Annotated in this window: 15 protein-coding genes and 2 pseudogenes; 2 read left to right on the top strand and 15 right to left on the bottom strand. The window is 38.8% G+C overall.

Features of this window, described 5'->3' with window-relative positions; all coding sequences use genetic code 11:
* Positions 1 to 64: 64 nt before the first annotated feature.
* From D8804_RS07885 to D8804_RS07870, 4 genes are all read right to left on the bottom strand, one after another.
* Positions 65 to 961, bottom strand: coding sequence for an aldose 1-epimerase family protein (locus tag D8804_RS07885; RefSeq protein ID WP_125399406.1), 897 nt, complete (start codon positions 959 to 961; stop codon positions 65 to 67).
* 106 nt (positions 962 to 1,067) lie between these two features.
* The gene (locus tag D8804_RS07880; RefSeq protein WP_000382509.1) at positions 1,068 to 2,543 is read right to left on the bottom strand and encodes a PTS galactitol transporter subunit IIC; all 1,476 of its coding nucleotides are present in this window, start codon (positions 2,541 to 2,543) and stop codon (positions 1,068 to 1,070) included.
* A gap of 44 nt (positions 2,544 to 2,587) precedes the next feature.
* Positions 2,588 to 2,893 carry a PTS sugar transporter subunit IIB gene (locus D8804_RS07875; RefSeq protein ID WP_125399405.1) on the bottom strand — a complete coding sequence of 102 codons (306 nt, stop codon included), beginning with the start codon at positions 2,891 to 2,893 and terminating at the stop codon, positions 2,588 to 2,590.
* 38 nt (positions 2,894 to 2,931) lie between these two features.
* Positions 2,932 to 3,408: a PTS sugar transporter subunit IIA gene (locus D8804_RS07870; protein WP_164978976.1), complete on the bottom strand. Its 477-nt coding sequence runs from the start codon at positions 3,406 to 3,408 to the stop codon at positions 2,932 to 2,934.
* Between the two features lie 307 nt (positions 3,409 to 3,715).
* Here D8804_RS07870 and D8804_RS07860 point away from each other — a divergent pair.
* A pseudogene (locus D8804_RS07860) lies at positions 3,716 to 4,972 on the top strand (ISL3 family transposase).
* 50 nt (positions 4,973 to 5,022) lie between these two features.
* On the opposite strand, the gene D8804_RS07855 reads toward D8804_RS07860, so the two are convergent.
* The 10 genes and pseudogenes from D8804_RS07855 to efeO form a co-directional block, all read right to left on the bottom strand.
* Positions 5,023 to 5,712, bottom strand: coding sequence for a sugar phosphate nucleotidyltransferase (locus D8804_RS07855; RefSeq protein ID WP_125399402.1), 690 nt, complete (start codon positions 5,710 to 5,712; stop codon positions 5,023 to 5,025).
* 11 nt (positions 5,713 to 5,723) lie between these two features.
* Positions 5,724 to 6,602: a DMT family transporter gene (locus tag D8804_RS07850; protein ID WP_096407348.1), complete on the bottom strand. Its 879-nt coding sequence runs from the start codon at positions 6,600 to 6,602 to the stop codon at positions 5,724 to 5,726.
* A gap of 1 nt (position 6,603) precedes the next feature.
* On the bottom strand, positions 6,604 to 7,461 hold the full coding sequence (locus tag D8804_RS07845) for a phosphotransferase family protein (RefSeq protein ID WP_125399401.1): 858 nt from the start codon (positions 7,459 to 7,461) through the stop codon (positions 6,604 to 6,606).
* A gap of 16 nt (positions 7,462 to 7,477) precedes the next feature.
* On the bottom strand, positions 7,478 to 8,500 hold the full coding sequence (locus D8804_RS07840; protein WP_125399400.1) for a ribitol-5-phosphate dehydrogenase: 1,023 nt from the start codon (positions 8,498 to 8,500) through the stop codon (positions 7,478 to 7,480).
* Positions 8,501 to 8,504: 4 nt separating this feature from the next.
* On the bottom strand, positions 8,505 to 9,212 hold the full coding sequence (locus tag D8804_RS07835) for an IspD/TarI family cytidylyltransferase (protein WP_125399399.1): 708 nt from the start codon (positions 9,210 to 9,212) through the stop codon (positions 8,505 to 8,507).
* A gap of 295 nt (positions 9,213 to 9,507) precedes the next feature.
* Positions 9,508 to 9,678: a twin-arginine translocase TatA/TatE family subunit gene (locus tag D8804_RS07830; protein WP_000512108.1), complete on the bottom strand. Its 171-nt coding sequence runs from the start codon at positions 9,676 to 9,678 to the stop codon at positions 9,508 to 9,510.
* Positions 9,679 to 9,690: 12 nt separating this feature from the next.
* Positions 9,691 to 10,392 carry a twin-arginine translocase subunit TatC gene (tatC, locus tag D8804_RS07825; RefSeq protein ID WP_125399398.1) on the bottom strand — a complete coding sequence of 234 codons (702 nt, stop codon included), beginning with the start codon at positions 10,390 to 10,392 and terminating at the stop codon, positions 9,691 to 9,693.
* Positions 10,393 to 12,081, bottom strand: a complete 1,689-nt coding sequence (locus D8804_RS07820; RefSeq protein WP_125399397.1) for an FTR1 family iron permease — start codon at positions 12,079 to 12,081, stop codon at positions 10,393 to 10,395.
* A complete protein-coding gene (efeB, locus tag D8804_RS07815) occupies positions 12,056 to 13,270 on the bottom strand; it encodes an iron uptake transporter deferrochelatase/peroxidase subunit (protein WP_125399396.1) in 1,215 nt (404 codons plus the stop codon). The genes D8804_RS07820 and efeB overlap by 26 nt, the downstream gene beginning before the upstream one ends.
* A 5-nt stretch (positions 13,271 to 13,275) precedes the next feature.
* Positions 13,276 to 14,143: pseudogene (efeO, locus tag D8804_RS07810) on the bottom strand (iron uptake system protein EfeO).
* A 234-nt stretch (positions 14,144 to 14,377) separates the two neighbouring features.
* Here efeO and D8804_RS07805 point away from each other — a divergent pair.
* Positions 14,378 to 15,073: a VIT1/CCC1 transporter family protein gene (locus D8804_RS07805; protein WP_125399395.1), complete on the top strand. Its 696-nt coding sequence runs from the start codon at positions 14,378 to 14,380 to the stop codon at positions 15,071 to 15,073.
* A 39-nt stretch (positions 15,074 to 15,112) separates the two neighbouring features.
* Here the strand turns inward: D8804_RS07805 and D8804_RS07800 are convergent, their stop codons facing one another.
* The gene (locus D8804_RS07800; protein WP_125399394.1) at positions 15,113 to 17,101 is read right to left on the bottom strand and encodes an ABC transporter permease; all 1,989 of its coding nucleotides are present in this window, start codon (positions 17,099 to 17,101) and stop codon (positions 15,113 to 15,115) included.

Raw genomic sequence — 17,101 nt, 5'->3', positions numbered from 1 at the left:
AACATAATATACTCCTATTTTTATAAAAAGTCAACATTAAATGTTTGTTTTTGTGGTTTTTTATCTAAAATATTTCAATATCAAAGCCAATTTGGTCTACTTGACCGGCTTCCAAGAGACGAACATTCTTCTTATCTTCAAAATGATTTCCTTCTTCAAGTGAGGTTGATAAGCCTGACCAGGGTTCAAAAGCGATGAAAGGACCTTTATTTAGGGTAGACCAAATGATGAGATTTGGAAACTCTTGGAAGTTTACTTTCAATCCCTTCTCATGCTTCCGAGAACGAAGGGCAATTGTTCTAGATTGCAACTCATCGAGTGTCACTGCGTCAACATTGAACAGATCGTAACTGAGATCCACTTCCTTTTGAGAATCCAACCATGGACTTCTATCTTGGAAGTCTAAGAGTCCAGTTTCTGGGAAAGGGCGGGGAACAGAACAAGTCTCTTCTTTTTCAAACTCTAAATAGTAATCTTCATAGACTTCATCATCAAGTAGAGGACAATTAAAGCCTGGATGTCCACCAATAAAGTATGGCATGTCCTTGCTGGTTTCTTTATTGAAAATCTTGTATTGAGTCCGTACTGTCTTGCCAGTAAGGCTATAAGTGATTTCTAGGCGGAAATGATAAGGGTAGTTCTGATAGCTATTCTCATCATCTTCAATGGCAAAAGTTACACTATTTTCTGTTTGTTCAACTAATTCAAATTCATTTTTACGGACTAAACCATGACGCGGGATACTTCCTTTTGTTTCCGTTCCATCTGCGTGATTATAGAAGGCTGTATCTTCTCTCAAAGAGCCACAGATTGGAAAAAGTACTGGAGCTTGTCCACTCCAATAAGTTGCATCCCCTTGCCACAAGTATTCAATGCCATCTCGGTCTTTAATTGACGACAATGCGCCACCTAAGGTTTTAAACTGGACAGTTAACTTGTCTGATTTTACTTCAATTACCATTATATTCTCCAACAATTTTTAGATTTTATATAAAAAACTAGGTTGCCACTCCCAATGTCGGAAATTGACAACCTAGTTTTCACAATTTACATTTTATAGGAGCGAATTATTTAGCATTTGCTGCGTATTCTTCGTTACGTTTGATCATTTGTTTTCTATACCAAGCAAAGATACCTACATAGAATACAAGGAAGGCTGCTGCACCAAGGATTGCTTTGATATCACCTGTTGTAGCATTACCGATTGCCCAACCAAATAGTTTTTCGATTGGTCCTTCAAGAGTTGAGTGAGTAATCAATTGAGTTTGACTCACACCTTCTGGGAAAGCACCTACACCTTTCGCAAGTTCAGTTGCAAATGGAGCGATAAGAGTACCTGAAAGAAGGAAGAGCGGCAACAAGAGTGTTCCGAAGATGATCATACGGAGCAATTTACCACGAGTAACAACCAAGAGAGCTGGAGTTACACCCATAGCGATGATACCTGCAAGTGGCAAGATACCATTTCCGACGTTTGAAAGAAGCACTGCTTCTACTAGCATGATTGGAGCAAGTACGTTGGCACAAGCCCAGATTTCAGCACGACCAGCGATGAAAGGCCAGTCAAGACCGATGTTGAATTTACGTCCTTGAAGACGTTTAGTAGCAACGTTTGTAATACCTTGTGAAAGTGGTTCTACGGCTGCGATGAACCAAGATCCGATAAGTGAGAAGAGCTCCAAGCAGACACCGGCAGTCAAACCAAGGCTCAACCAACCTTTAATAACAAGTTCCCATTTATCGGCTCCTTCTACACCAGCAACTGGATGTGGAGTCCCCATCAAACCAATAACGATACCAAGGATGAAACCGATGAAGAATTTAGAGCCCCAGAAACCGATTTTCTTGTTCAATTTTGCAGCGTCAAAGTCATATTTATCAAGACCTGGCAATACTTTATCGAAGATCTTATCCAAAACCATGATAACTGGGTTCATCATGTAGTTCATGTGAGTTGAAGTCATTGGTGATGAACTTGGTGCATTAAGAAGGTCGTCGAATGTTGGTTTCATCAAGTCAGAGTTGATGATTTTCAAAACACCTACCAGGACAACTGCTGCAGTTGCGATGAAAAGCGAAACTCCTTGACTAACACCATTGTTGTCTGCATACCATTTGATCAAAAGACCAGTGATTGACAAGTGCCAGATATCAAAGATATCGACGTCAAGTGTGTCCGTTTTCTTCATTGCAAGCATCACAACGTTGACAATCAACATTACAAGCAAGAAGTAAAGTGTCCAAGCAGATCCCCAAGTGATGGTTGCAAGTGGTGCCCAACCAACGTCAGTGATGTTCAATTGAATACCAGTATTTTCAACGAATTTCGCAAGAGATGCTGAGAAAGCTCCGTTGAGCATACCGATGATAGCACCGATACCAGTAAGAGCGATGGCAAGTTTAATACCACCTTCAAGCGCTTTGGAGAATTTCACTCCAAAAAGTAGAGCCAATACTGTCAAGATGATCAGCATGATGATAGGACCACCCATTTCCAAGACTGGCTTGAAAATCTTATTGGCTAGTTCGATAATGACATCCATAATAGTTCCTCCCTTTATTTTTATGGAATCTTACAAAATAATAATTAACTTAGTCCGCGTTCTTTGATAGCTGCTTCAATATTGTCAAATACTGGAGCGCTCATTGCTGGAATACGGAACAAGATTGGTCCAGCTTCGATAACTGGAATACCTGGTTCAAAGCCAAGATCTGTTGCAGCGATTGGTGTAAAGATATCGTAGCCCTTCATAAGGTCTTCATTCACATCTTTTACCATAACTGCATCACAGTGAACATCATAACCGCGATTTGCTAGTTCTTCTTCTAGAGCACTTTTAATTTGGTGACTTGAGTTAACACCTGCACCGCAGGCAGCAAGAATTTTAATCATTAGGATTTCCTCCGATTTTATTTTTTTAATAGACAAGATTAAGCTGTCGCTTCAGCTATATAAGCATAAAGTTTTTCTGGTTCAGAAATTTTTGATAAATCTTCCAGATGGCTATTCCCTGTGAAAAAGTCCATCAACTGAGCAAGAATGTTGGTTTGACTCGAACTTGAATTGTTAATGATAAAGAAGAGTAGAGATACTTCCACTTCCTTATCAGGAGCAATCATATTGTGAAAAGTTACTGGTTTTTCTAATCGAACAACCACCACTTTCTCAGCTAGATTGTGAACAATATCTGTATGAGGAATCGCTACATTTGGCAAGTCCTTTCCCAGAAATTCCATATCTAAGCCAGTTGGAAATGACTTTTCACGCGTGATCAAGGCTTCACGATAAGTTGGAGTCACTATTTCTCGTTTTTCCAACAGGGTTGCTACCTGATCAAAGAGTTGTTCTTGATTATCCGCTTCTAAGCAAAACACCAGGTTTTTGTCAAAGAAATGATCTAATCCCATAACAGTTTCCCTTCTTTCAATTAACTTTTATGCTATAAGTATAACACTATATGAAATCGTTGTCAATGGTTTTTGTTTTATTTTGTTCATTTTTTTATAAATTGTGTTTTGTTTAATAAATACAATCAATATCAAACATCCCTTGATTTCAACTACAAAAAAAGAAGGCTGAGCCTTCTTTTTTGGCTCTATAATATTTGTAGTGGGTAAATCCCCTATGGATATTATGGAGCCTATTTTGTTGTAGAAAAAAAGTCCCATAAGATCTATAATGAAAAGCGTCGAAACCATCATTAGAAAGAATCATATGGAACAATTACATTTTATCACAAAACTACTCGATATTAAAGACTCTAATATCCAAATTATGGATGTTGTTAATAGGAATTCGCACAAGGAAATCATCGCTAAACTGGATTACGAGGCTCCATCTTGTCCTGATTGTGGAAAATAAATGAAGAAATATGACTTTCAAAAAACGTCGAAAATTCCTTACCTTGAAACGACTGATATGCCTACCAGAATTCTTCTTAAAAAGCGCCGTTTTAAGTGCTATTAGTGCTCAAAAATGATGGTGGCTGAGACTTCTATCATCAAGAAGAATCACCAAATCCCTCGTATCATCAACCAAAAAATTGCTCAGAAGTTGATTGAAAAGACTTCTATGACCGATATTGCCCATCAGTTGTCTAGTTCAACTTCAACTGTTATTCGCAAGCTCAATGACTTTCACTTTAAACATGATTTTTCTCGTCTTCCTGAGATTATGTCTTGGGATGAGTATGTCTTCACTAAGGGAAAGATGAGTTTCATTGCGCAAGATTTTGAAAAGCTCAATATCATCATTGTTCTTGAGGGAAGAACACAAGCTATCATCCGAAATCACTTTCTGTGATACGATAGAGCCGTTCGCTGTCAGGTGAAAATCATTACGATGGATATGTTTAGCCCTTACTATGCCTTAGCTAAACAGCTTTTTCCGAATGCTAAAATCGTTCTGGATCGCTTTCACATCGTTCAACATCTAAGTCGTACCATGAGTCGTGTGCGTGTCCAAATCATGAATCAGTTTCATCGAAAATCCCATGAATACAAGGCTATCAAGCGCTACTGGAAACTCATTCAACAGGATAGTCGTAAACTTAGCCATAAACGTTTTTATCGCCCTACTTTTCGCATGAACTTAACCAATAAAGAGATTCTAGACAAGCTTTTGAGCTATTCAGAAGACTTGAAAAACCACTATCAGCTCTATCAACTCTTACTTTTTCACTTTCAGAACAAGGAGCCGGAGAAATTTTTCGGACTTATTGAGGACAATCTAAAGCAGGTTCATCCTCTTTTTCAGACTGTCTTTAAAACCTTCCTCAAAGATAAAGAGAAAATTGTCAACGCCCTTCAACTACCCTATTCTAACGCCAAATTGGAAGCCACTAATAATCTCATCAAACTCATCAAGAGCAATGCCTTTGGATTCCGGAACTTTGAAAACTTCAAAAAACGGATTTTTATCGCTCTGAACATCAAAAAAGAAAGGACGAAATGTGTCCTTTCTAGATCTTAGCTTTTCTTCAACCCACTACAGTTGACAAAGAGCCTCTTTTTTTGGACTGGTTATTCAATAGAAGATAAAATTTCTTCTAGTTTTTGATAGTCTTTGACACTATCAATTTCGTAGATGCTGTTTTCTTCTAATTCTTCGACATACACATCTAATTCTTTGATGTTGTCCTTAACCATATTGTCCCAGTAGAGATCCACAAATTCTCCACTTTCGTAAGCTTTATCAATAAAGCCAACAATCTTTTCTGCAGTTGGAGCATCCCAGAATGATACGCCGCTCAAAATACGGCCCGCCTTACTGTCAACAATGATGTCTTGAACCTTATAGTCATCACCATAAACTAGGAACCATTCATTTGTACAGTCTTCACGATAAACACTGAAATAGGTAGAACGTTCTAGATCGTTTCTAAACATATTTTTGAAGAGATAGTTATCTGCATCAATGACATAGCTGTTAGCTAAGTCTTCTTTAACAAGATAAAGTGAGTAAAAATTGTTGTAATCGGCATACTTGTCGTTAAAAACTAAGCGAACACCATATTTTTCTTTTAGGTAGTCGAATTGTTCTTTGAGGTAGCCAACAACAATGATGATTTCATCAATTCCACGCTCTTTCAAAAATTCAATTTGATATTCTACCAAAGGTTTTTGATTGACCTTAACCAAGGCTTTAGGGGTATTTTCAGTCATAGGACGCAGACGAGTTCCCAACCCAGCTGCCAAGATAATTGCTTTCACGCTATTCTCCTTTATTCTTTAATAATAATATAAACACCAGCCATGACAACAAGTGATGTAATAATGGTCACCATATCGAGTGGTGTACCTAAAAGCATTGCTGAGAACAATACTGTCCATACGACATAGCTTACGTTCAATCCAGTTGCTTTTGCAGGTTGTAAACGATTGATAGCAATGTAGTAGGCTAAATACGAAATCATATTACATGCTGCAAAGACTAACATCAAACCGAGCAATTGCCCATCTGCTACTTCTGCAAATGAATGATGAGAAAAGAGGACAATGACAAGGTATGACAAGAATGAGGTTACTTGGCGGATTAATAGTGCTTCAATTTCACTCAAGTCACTTTCCATGGCGTAGGAACTAAGAACACTTTCACTTCCCCAGGCGATGGCACAAACTAATGCACAAAGAATTCCGATATAAAAAGAATTAACCTGCTCAACTTTGTAAGTCTGGGCAATAATACCAGCGATAATCAACAAAATACCAAACACAGTATTCTTAGATACCTTGTGTTTCAAAATGAAAAATGCTAGTAAAACAGAAACTGCTGGATAGATAGCTGATACTGAAGACGCAAGAGAACTACCGATATACTTAACTGCATAAAGATTGGCCTGCATTCCTATAGGTCCAGCTAGCAAAGCTCCGATAATAACACTGACATTTCGAATATTTAGAAAGATTGACAAGCGAACTTTCCCTTCTCTAATCAAGAGAAAAGCTAATAAAATAAAGATACTCAAAAAGTCATGTGCTGCTGCCACCACAAAGGGCGAAAGATTGGTAAAAATTGAAAAGATATAAGCACTGATTGTCAGACCGAGCCCCCAGAAGATACCTGAGAGCAGACCGAAAGAAACACCATTCTTATTCTTCATCCTAACCTCCATAATAAGTCAAACCGTCAACAGCTCTTTGGTAACGACTCACACCATAGTCTCCAAAGTCAGCACCTTGAGCTTCTTTGTACACTGTCCACAAACTCCAGATGGTATCTTGTAAAATTTTATAGATTCGAATCTTTTCACGAGATACTGGAGTTTTATCACTCTCATAATAAGCAAGGAAATCTTCTTCTTCCTGATTTGTAAAGTCAGACTCCAAAAAGAGAGCTGCCAAATCCCACATCGGATCATTCATGGAAGAGTATTCCCAGTCAATCAGATACATGCGTCCTTGGGGAGACTCGATAAAGTTTTCTGGAACCAAATCGATATGGCAAGACTTTCTGTCAACACCTAAGTCAGCCAATTTTTTCTCTAGTGAAAATACATCTTTTCTTACAGCTTCATAATTGGCGTAAGGGATATTCCCATCAATCAGGGCTTCGTATTTTTTGATTTCTTCAAAAGGTGCAAATTCCCCTCTTAGTTCTTTACCTGATGCATGAATGGTCTGTAGAATTGGGGCGATTTTATCAAACTTGGTTTTGATTGAAGTTGAGTCAAGGGTAATTGCGGATTCGATGTATTCGTTCACCTTAATCCCTGACTCAATATCAAAGAGATAATTTTTGACATCAAGATTCAAATCTTTCAACAATTCAAGATTGTATTTTTCATCTTGACGATTGATAAGCTTTTCGGTCCCTTTTCCGAAAAATTTAACGATATACTGCTTATTGGTTGTCTTGGCCAAATAGTTTTGGTTGGTCATGCCTCCCAATTGTTCGACGCTGAGGACTTCCTCTTCATCAGATAGCAAAGAAGAAATTTTTTCTTTAATGATTTTCTCCACGATTAGCCTCCATCTCTTACACTTCCCATTTAAACACTGTTTTGAAAGCAGTATTTAGATCTGTAGCAAAGACACGGTGAATGTCCTTGATTTCTCTCACTGGTTCTTCGATATAAAGGATATTTTTCAGACGATTCGCAAACTTTTTAACTTCCATCATCTGAATTACTTTTTCAAAATCAATCCGTCCTGATCGTGATGAACCAACCAATAATAAACCTTTTTCTAAAGCATCTCGTGTATTGATATTGACCTTGTACTCGCTCACTCCCATCATGAGAATCGTTCCCTGAGGGCGAATATAACGAATCAAATCATTGATAGCTGGTCCTGTGCCATCACCACCGCAACACTCAAATCCATGATCAAAGGTCAAATCTTCTGGAATATTATCAGTAATGTAGCACTCTTTTGCAAAAGAGAAGAGCTCTAGTTTTTCCCAATGGCGACCAATCACGATAATCTCCGCTTCTGGTAGAGTGTAATTGATAATATTAGCAACCACAAAGGCCAAACTACCATCTCCTATAACAGCGATACGCTCTCGTTTGCTGTGGGCAAGATTTAAGAAACGATTCATAGCATGCATACCCACACTCACAAACTCAGTAATGGCAGCAACTGTATCCTCAATGTCATTATAAGACACAACACGATCTTTTGGAAGAGAGACAAATTCTCTCATAAAGCCATCATAACCACTAGATAGGAAGTAGGTTCCTGTCATGTAGTTCTCGTAGAACTCCTTGTCACTCTGCATAGGCGGTTGATTTGGAATCATAACTACCTTTTGACCGACTTCATAAGTCCCAGTTGGATCTGAAATAACAGTTCCACAAGACTCGTGAATCATAGCCATAGGAAGCTTTTTAGCCAATATCTTTGGATCTCGTTTTCCTTGATAGTAACGTTGATCCGCATGACAAACTGCCATATAATTTGGGCGAATCAGGATATGATTCTCCTGATCAATGTCCTCTTCTTGGTATTTTACATTGATAAACTTTGGTTTGGTCAGTTGATAAATTTGATTAATCATAGCCTTAGTCTTTCTCAATCATGCTTTTCGCGATTTTCAAGTCTGTCACAGTTGTGATTTTAAGGTTTGAATATTCCCCTTTAGCCAGGGCAACGTCTTTCCCTTTTATAACAAAAATCTTACATGCATCCGTCAGGATTTCCTTTTCTTTATCAGATAGGGAACCATACAAATCCATGAAATCCTTGCAGCGGAAGGTTTGAGGTGTTTGACCCTGATAGAGGTGAGCACGATTTGGAATATCCGTGATAAACTGGCCGTTAGTGCTTTCAACAATGGTATCAACCGCTTCTACTACTGTGTCAACCGCATCATGATTTTGGGCGAGTTTGATATTGTCCTGAATCATGCGAAGTGTGATAAAGGGACGAACAGAGTCATGCGTAATAACGATATCTTCAGGAGTAATTGGACGGTAGGCATCAATAGCTCCAATAATCTTCTTGATACTGCTATTACGATCAGCACCACCTTGGGTAATGATGATACGATCCTTGTGAAGAGAAAGATACTTGTCAACCAAGTCCTCAGCATGTGATACCCAATCTCCATGAACTCCAACCACAATTTTTTCAATACTTGGTTCCAAGACGAATTTTTCAATTGTGTGGATCAAAATAGGACGATCACCCAACTCCAAGAATTGTTTTGGCAAATTGCTGATTCCCATGCGTGTGCCAGTTCCTCCAGCTAGGATTCCTGCATAGATCATATATATTCTCCTTTAGTTTATTCTAAAAAACTCATTACCATCTATTATATCACAATCTGCCTCTATCATGAAGAAAAGACAGAAAACTATCTATTTGAGAAATAAAACTAGATTTCCCTCTATATTTTTTACTTAACATTCGGTTAATATAGAGTTCTTCAGAGTATAATACAAACCTTAAAGAAAACTTAAAATCACTTTTAAGAATACAATAAAAAGCTAGGAAACTGTTCACCTAGGCCTAGACAGCTACAGTTCCTAACTTTCTTGTTTTTATTTATGATTATGGAATAAATTACTTTTCCTGATCTTGGTCACCAGCTCCTTTAACTGCCTTTTTAAACTCAGACAGCATTTTACCGATTGACTCACCAAGTTCTGGTAATCGTTTTGGTCCAAAGATTAAGAGTGCACCTAGAACGATGATAATCAATCCTGGAGCACCGATATCACGTAAGATTCCCATTCTTTTCTCCTTTCATTTTTTCTTTACAATACTCTTGCTAATTACAATACTAAGCTCATAGAGCGAGATTAAAGGAACAGTCATAGCTAGATCGCTGATAAAATCAGCAGGTGTCAAGATAACAGCTAGTACCAATAAAATAAAGTATGCATAACGGCGATAGGTAACTAAAAACCCTGGTCCAATCAAGCCAATCGACGTTAAAAAAGCGACGATGACGGGCAATTCAAAGATGAAACCCAAGGGTAGGGTTGTTTGAAAAACAAAGTCTAAGTAGTTCTGCGCTGTTAATTGAGTTTCAAATAATCCTTCCCCAAGTCCTAAAAGCACTTGAAGTAAGGCAGGCGTTACAAAGTAGAATCCAAAGGCTAGTCCAAGTAGAAAGCAAATGAAACTAGCTGGAATATAGGCAAAGATTGCTCTTGCTTCTTCTGTTTTCAATCCTGGTTTGATAAAACTCCAAATCTGATAAATTGTAAAAGGTAGCGTAATGGTAAAGGACATCAGACTCGCCAAGCGCAAATAAATCCACAGAATGTCATTTGGACCTAATACAATCAACTTTTGATTAAAGGACTGAGTTAGATAGTAGTAAAGCTGATCTGCAAACAATAAAGCTCCGCAGAAAACTATAAAAAAGCAGACTATAACAGCAATGAATCTCTTTCTAAATTCTACCAGATGTTCAATGATTGTCAATTCTTTTGTATCCATCTACTTTTCACCCTGTCTCAATGTGACAGCCAAAACAATTATCAAAAAGACTAGCTGACTTCCTAAACCTTCCCAACTTGGATAGATGCCCAAGAGGTCGATAGTAGGGAAACCAGTCAATAAGTGGTTAGGTGCCATATTGGTCAGCTGAAGAGCATGTACGCTAACACCTAGCATCTTGAAGGCAAGAGCATAAATCATCCACGTCAGTAGGAAGAAGACCTTATGAGGTAGAAAGAATTGACTCGCCTTGTTCATCAGAAATGCAATAATCAGCAAGACTAACAAAGCTAGAGAAATCCCAAGGATAAACTCAAAACTAGATATTCTCGGTAAAATTCCTACATAAAATAGTATGGTCTCTGCCCCTTCACGAAAAACAGCTAGAAAACTTAGAGCAAACATGGAAATGAAAGAACCTGTCCTGGTCACAGTTTTCATCTGTGAATCCATAAAGTCATTCCATTTTTTGACCGAGGATTTACTGTGAAGCCAGATACCAATCAAAATCATCATCACTACCGCAAAAATACCAACAGATCCTTCGATGATTTCACGATTGGCCCCCGATGTTACAGCAGGAAAGGCAATTTGGAGTATAAATGCAATCACTAGACTCGCAGCTATTCCTGATAGTGCTCCACCATATACCCACTTGAGTCCTTTGCGCATCTTGGCTGCTTTTAGAGTTGTGACCAAGGCCATAACGATTAAGAGGGCCTCTACTCCTTCTCGTAGGAGAATGAGCATAGCATCAAAAGCATTGTAGCTTGCATTGGTATCAATTTGAGATAAATCCGCAATCAGTTTTTCTAATTTTTCTTGATATTCCTTCTCACTTCCCTTAACCATGATTACAGGACTTTCGTTTTCGACTCGGGTGTAGAGGGAAGGATTGGTCGTACTAACAGAACCTTCAACAGTTGGCCATATAGTAATAAACTCTTTCATGGTAGCTGCCCCTGCAGTCTGATCTCCAGCTTTAAATTGTTCCAAGGCTTTTTTGAGAAGGGAAATGCCATCTTTGAGACTTAGATTAGAGGAACTTGTCGCCACTTCTTTGCCAGCTACGAAGTTATCAATAGCAGTTTTTAAGTCATTAAAAGAAGACTGGATAGCATCATAATCTGTCGGCTCTGTTTCAATACTACTGCGTAAGAAAGAAATAGCTGTTTCTACTTGACCATAATGAGCTGTACTGTTATCGCGGACGACACTTTCATTGAGTGTCCAAGTTGAATTCATTTTTTTATAGGCTTCTCGGACTTGCTCTATATCTTTTGAAGAAATTGCCTTATCCAAAGTCTCAAAACGTGGTCTTAAGCGACTGACAAGTTTTTCCTTCTCCGCATTCAGATCTATTGGATTTTGTTCTTTTTCAAAAGCTAGAAGGGCAGAAGAGATTTGTGTCAGATTTTCTTCACTAATCTCCCCTGACAGAGCAAGTTTCTCCTTGACAGCCTTTCCAGCATCCGAATCAGCATGTTCTACTGTTTCAAAATCCATCGCCATTTCTCTAACTAGGGCCTTGGCTTCTGCCTGATTTCCATTTTTTAAAGCCTGAGAGGCATCCGTAATCTTTACAAAATAAGAACTCAGACTCTCCTTCGCACTAACAGGAGAAATAGCTAACAAGAGAAAAGACAAAGCCAAGAAACAAATGTTAGTCTTCCAATAATTTCTGACCAATATAGCCTCCTTTCTCTACTCCACCAAAGCAGGCAAAAAGACCGCTACCGATGTGAGTTACATACTCATTCATCTTGTCTGTAGCTCCGAGGTTGGTTTGAACCTTGACAAAATGATCTGGATCCTTTTGGAAAGAGATAAAGAGTAAACCTGTATCAAATTGTCCAGTCTTTTCATCAATTCCATCCGAGTATGAATAGGATCGTCGTAAGAGTGGCTTATCTACCTCTTTGGCTAATCGAACATGCGAATCATCTGGTAAAAGACTCAAATCTACTTCATCAAACTCATTCTTCTTACCAAAGGGAGCGCCACTTTCCTTATAACGACCAAAGGTATTTTCTTGCTCTTCAAGATTGGTTCGGTCCCAGGTATCGAGAAACATCTGGATGCGGCGAACGGCCATATAGGATCCATTTTCCATCCAATCCTTGCTGTCAGCCCAGACAACACGATCAAAATCCTTCTCTTTGGTTACATTGGCTGTTCCATCTTTGAAACCAAAAAGGTTGCGTGGTGTCTCTAGACGATCTCCGATAGCAGCAAAACCAGATTGGCTCCAACGGAGAGTCACCGCATTTCTCCCTTTACGAATGAGGTTGCGAATAGCATGAAAAGCAACTTGCTCGTCATCTGCACAGGCTTGGATAACAATATCTCCCCCAGTATATTTTTCACGCAGTTGCTCCTTTGGAAAAGGTGGAAAATCCCTAAAAAGTTGAGGACGCTTGTGCTCCAAATTCATCTTTTTCAGGAAACTTGCAGACACACCAAAAGTCAACGTTAAACGATGAGGGTTGAGCCCGACTGTTTCTCCAGTGTCACTAGGTGGCAAGAGAGCATTCTGACCATCTTTTTTTACCAATTCTCCTTCTACCAACTTGCTACTATAATCTGTCCAATCCTTAAAAAGCTGGATAATCTTATCTTTATCTGTAGTATGCAAATCTAGGACAACAAAATAGATATTCTTCTGCATAGGGGTCGTGATACCCGCTTGGTATTTCCCATAAAAGTTAATCTTTTCATTACCGTACGAGATTTTTTCCTGCTTGTCTAGCTTAGGCGCTAAAAAAGCGGAGGCACCAGAGAGACCAAGTGCTAGACCAGCACCTCCAATACCCGCTTTTTTTAGAAATTCTCGACGGTCCATTTTTTTCTCAAAAAACTTTTCGTCTTTCTTAGTCATACCGCTTATTCTCCATCAAGAAATTTGCCCATTTGTGATAGAGGTTCACCAAGTTTTGTCACGGCTTCAGCCAATTCTTTGGTGTCTTCTTTTGTTAAGTCTGTATAGAGTTTGTAGTGCTCCTTGTCTGTCATATGTTTGTCCAACAAGCTATTAACAGATTTGAAATCAGCTTCTAATTCTTTAACCAAATCAGCATCTGATTTTTCTAGTAAAGGTTTAAAGAGTTGGAATATCTTTTCAGCTCCCTCGATATTAGCGCGGAAGTCGTACAAATCTGTATGAGAGTAGATTTCCTCTTCACCCGTAATCTTGCTTGTCGCCACTTCATTGAGCAAGTCAACTGCCCCTGTCAACATAATCTTGTGATCTACTTCAACAGTCGCTACCTTAGCCTTCAACTCTTTTATATCGTTGACAAGCTGATCTCCATAACTTTCGGTTCCCTTAGTTGTGTTTTCTTCCCAAAGGATACGCTCGATACGGTGGAAACCTGACCAACCTTCCTCGGTATTATTTTCATCCACATAGTCTGCTAGACGAAAGTCAATCTTAACATCAGATTCACCAAAACTCTCAGCGATTGGTTCTGAACGTTCATAAGCCATACGAACAAGTGGATAAGCTTTCTTGGCTTCCTCCAATTTTCCGTCTTTTAAAAGCTGGACAAAGCCTTCTGTATCCGTTAAAAGCTTATCAATTTGTCCTTGAACAAAAGTCTTATAATCTGCGGTTACCTTATCATTTTTGTTTATCATCTGATAAAGCTGTCACCTTAGAGGAATCATTTGTTTCGGTTGATTTTTCAAAACAGACTGCACATGCTGTCAATAGCAAAGCAGAAGATAAAAGGACAACACCTAGTTTTTTCATTATTTACTCCTATTGGTTCAGGAAGCCTGAATTTATTTTACGTTCCATTATAACATCCTTTCCTTAATTTTTTAATAAATTATCAGAAAATTTAATATTTAAGAATTTGAAGTAGCATTTTCCGGTAAAATTAGAAAGGGCTTAAAAATTAGAATCGTAGAACTTTTTTCAGATAGTTTAAAAAGATTGTTTTCCCCCACTCTTTTCTCTATAATGGAGAGAAAGGAGATGACTATGACAGAATTGAAACATGAAATTGATGCAAACTTTGCAGGGCGACTCAATATCCTGCGTGCAGGTGTTCTCGGTGCCAATGATGGGATTATTTCCATTGCTGGAGTGGTAATCGGGGTTGCTAGTGCGACAAGCAATATCTGGATAATCTTTTTATCTGGACTAGCCGCTATCCTCGCTGGTGCTTTTTCAATGGCCGGTGGCGAATATGTCTCTGTATCCACTCAGAAAGACACGGAAGAAGCCGCTGTTGCCAGAGAACAGTTGCTCTTGGATAAGGACATCGAATCTGCAAAACAATCCCTCTATGTTGCTTATCTTCAAAACGGTGAGTGTGAAACGTCCGCCCAACTCTTGACCAACAAAGCATTTTTGAAAAATCCACTCAAAGCCTTGGTCGAGGAAAAGTATGGACTCGAGTACGAAGAGTTTACCAATCCTTGGCATGCTGCCATTTCTAGCTTTATCGCCTTTGTACTGGGAAGTCTTCCTCCTATGCTTTCGATCACTGTCTTTCCAAGTGACTATCGCATTCCTGCTACTGTTTTTATCGTGGCCCTTTCCCTTCTCGTCACTGGCTATACCAGTGCTAAATTAGGAAAAGCTCCTACGAAAACTGCTATGATCCGTAACCTCTGTATAGGACTTCTGACCATGGGAGTAACTTACCTATTTGGACAACTCTTTAGCATTTAAGATAAAAGAAATACCTCGATGAATTTCGAGGTATCTTTTTTACATTTGTACAATCTTACGATAGCTTCTTGAGGTAATCATAAAGATCAAAACGTAGACGATGAGGAAGATGGCACAAATGGAAAGTGTAACAGTCAACATCATGGTTGCATCTAGCACCCCAATGACTTTTAGGATGAGGCTAAGCATATGATAGGCAAAGGCAAGATGTAGGAAAGCAAAGAGCAAAGGGAGGAAGAAAACAGTTAGAACCTGTTTATTAATGGTTTGCTTGATTTGCTTTTGATCGAGTCCGACCTTCTGCAAAATGATAAAGCGTTCACGGTCTTCATAGCCCTCAGAGATTTGTTTGTAGTAAATAACCAGAACTGTTCCCACCATAAAGATGATGGAGAGGAAGATACCGATAAAGAAGACCCCACCAAAGAGAGCACTCATCTGCGCACTACTATCAGCCAGATTGCTTCCGTAAACATAGCTTCCTTCTTTGCTTAATTCTCTATTAAAATCATCAAGGAATTTTGAATAGTCATTGGCAAGCTTGAGTTGCTCTTCCTCGCTAGCCGTTACGTTCATACCACCGTAGTATTGATTAAAGATGGAAGAATCAGGATACTGATCAAGAAAGGCTTTCAAGTCAGGAACAACCAGATAGTTATAGTCCGAAGTTAGAATATTGTACTGATTTGGGACATGTTCAAGAATAAAATCTTTTTTGATTTCTTCCTTTATTGTATAGGTCTGGTCATTTAGAGTCAGTTCTTTCTGTCCTTGAAGTTCTTTGTTTTTAGTAAACAATCCAACTTCCTTTCCTGAAAGTGCAAGTTTTTGACCCGTCATATTCTCGTAATCTTTTTGGTCAAAGACCATAAAAACGGTTTTCGGTTGAACACGATTTTGACCTTTCTCAAAAATGGTTAATTTCGTACCTTCTTGGTTTGCTACACCAAAGCTACTGTATGTAAGGACTTCTTTCTTTGTAACAGTCAATCCCTTATCACTAGCATACTGGTCTAGGAGTTTATTTATGTCTTCTTTTTCAACATTCTGTCCTGTAATTCCAAAATCATGTGGATTCATGACTTTCTTGAAAGTTTCAGAGCCTTTAAAGATACTCGTTGCAGCAGACATAGTCACCAAGACCATGGTTGAAAGAATAGCAATCGTTGCCAGACCAACCGCATTTTTCTTCATACGAAAAATGAGATTGGATACAGAAATCATGTTGTTAGGTTGGTAATAGTAACGCTTGTTTTTCTTCAAGATTTGTAGGAATACTGTAATCCCTGCATTGAACAAGAGATAGGTACCAAAGATTACCAGTAAGACCGCTACAAAGAAAATCAGCACAGCATTAAGTGGATTTTCAACGGTAACTGCTAGGAAATAGCCAGCTCCCATACTAATCAAACCTAGAATGGTTTGAAGACCTAAGAAACGTCCTTTTTTCTCACCACTGGCTTTTTCACGAGAGAGCTGAAGGGCATTCATGCGTGCGATGCGAAAGGCATTGATAAAAATCAAACCTAGGAAGATTGCCCCAAAGACAATGAGAACTAGGATAAAGACTATTGGTTGGAAGGTCGAAACGAGCTCCACTTTCATTTTCATTAACTTCAAAAGAAGGGCAAAGATTAGCTTATCAAAGAGAGCTCCTAGGCCGAGACCAGCTGTCAACGTTAAGGAACCAAAAATAAGAAGCTCCTTAAAAACCATACTGATCAAATGGCGCTTTTCAAGACCCAGCATACCATATATACCCAGCTCTTTAGAACGATTCTTCATGACAAAACTATTGGCATAGAGGACAATAATCCCTGAAGCTATGGTAACAACCACCATACCGAGAGCGAGGGTCATAGAGATAGTTTCTCCCCCTCGGATCTTGCCAATGTTAGGATTAAGTGATAATGAGTAAAAGAGATAGGTGATGGTCACTGCTAAGAGAACAGCAAGGGCAAAGGGATAGTAGAGTTTGCGGTTTTTAATCAAGTTCGAAACCGCTAACTTATTGGTTAATCGGAACAT

It is taken from the genome of Streptococcus oralis (genome assembly GCF_003944215.1).
GTDB classification, from domain to species: Bacteria; Bacillota; Bacilli; order Lactobacillales; family Streptococcaceae; genus Streptococcus; species Streptococcus oralis_BI.
Note: the sequence above shows the minus strand (reverse complement) of the source record. Positions and strands in the feature narration are given on the sequence as shown.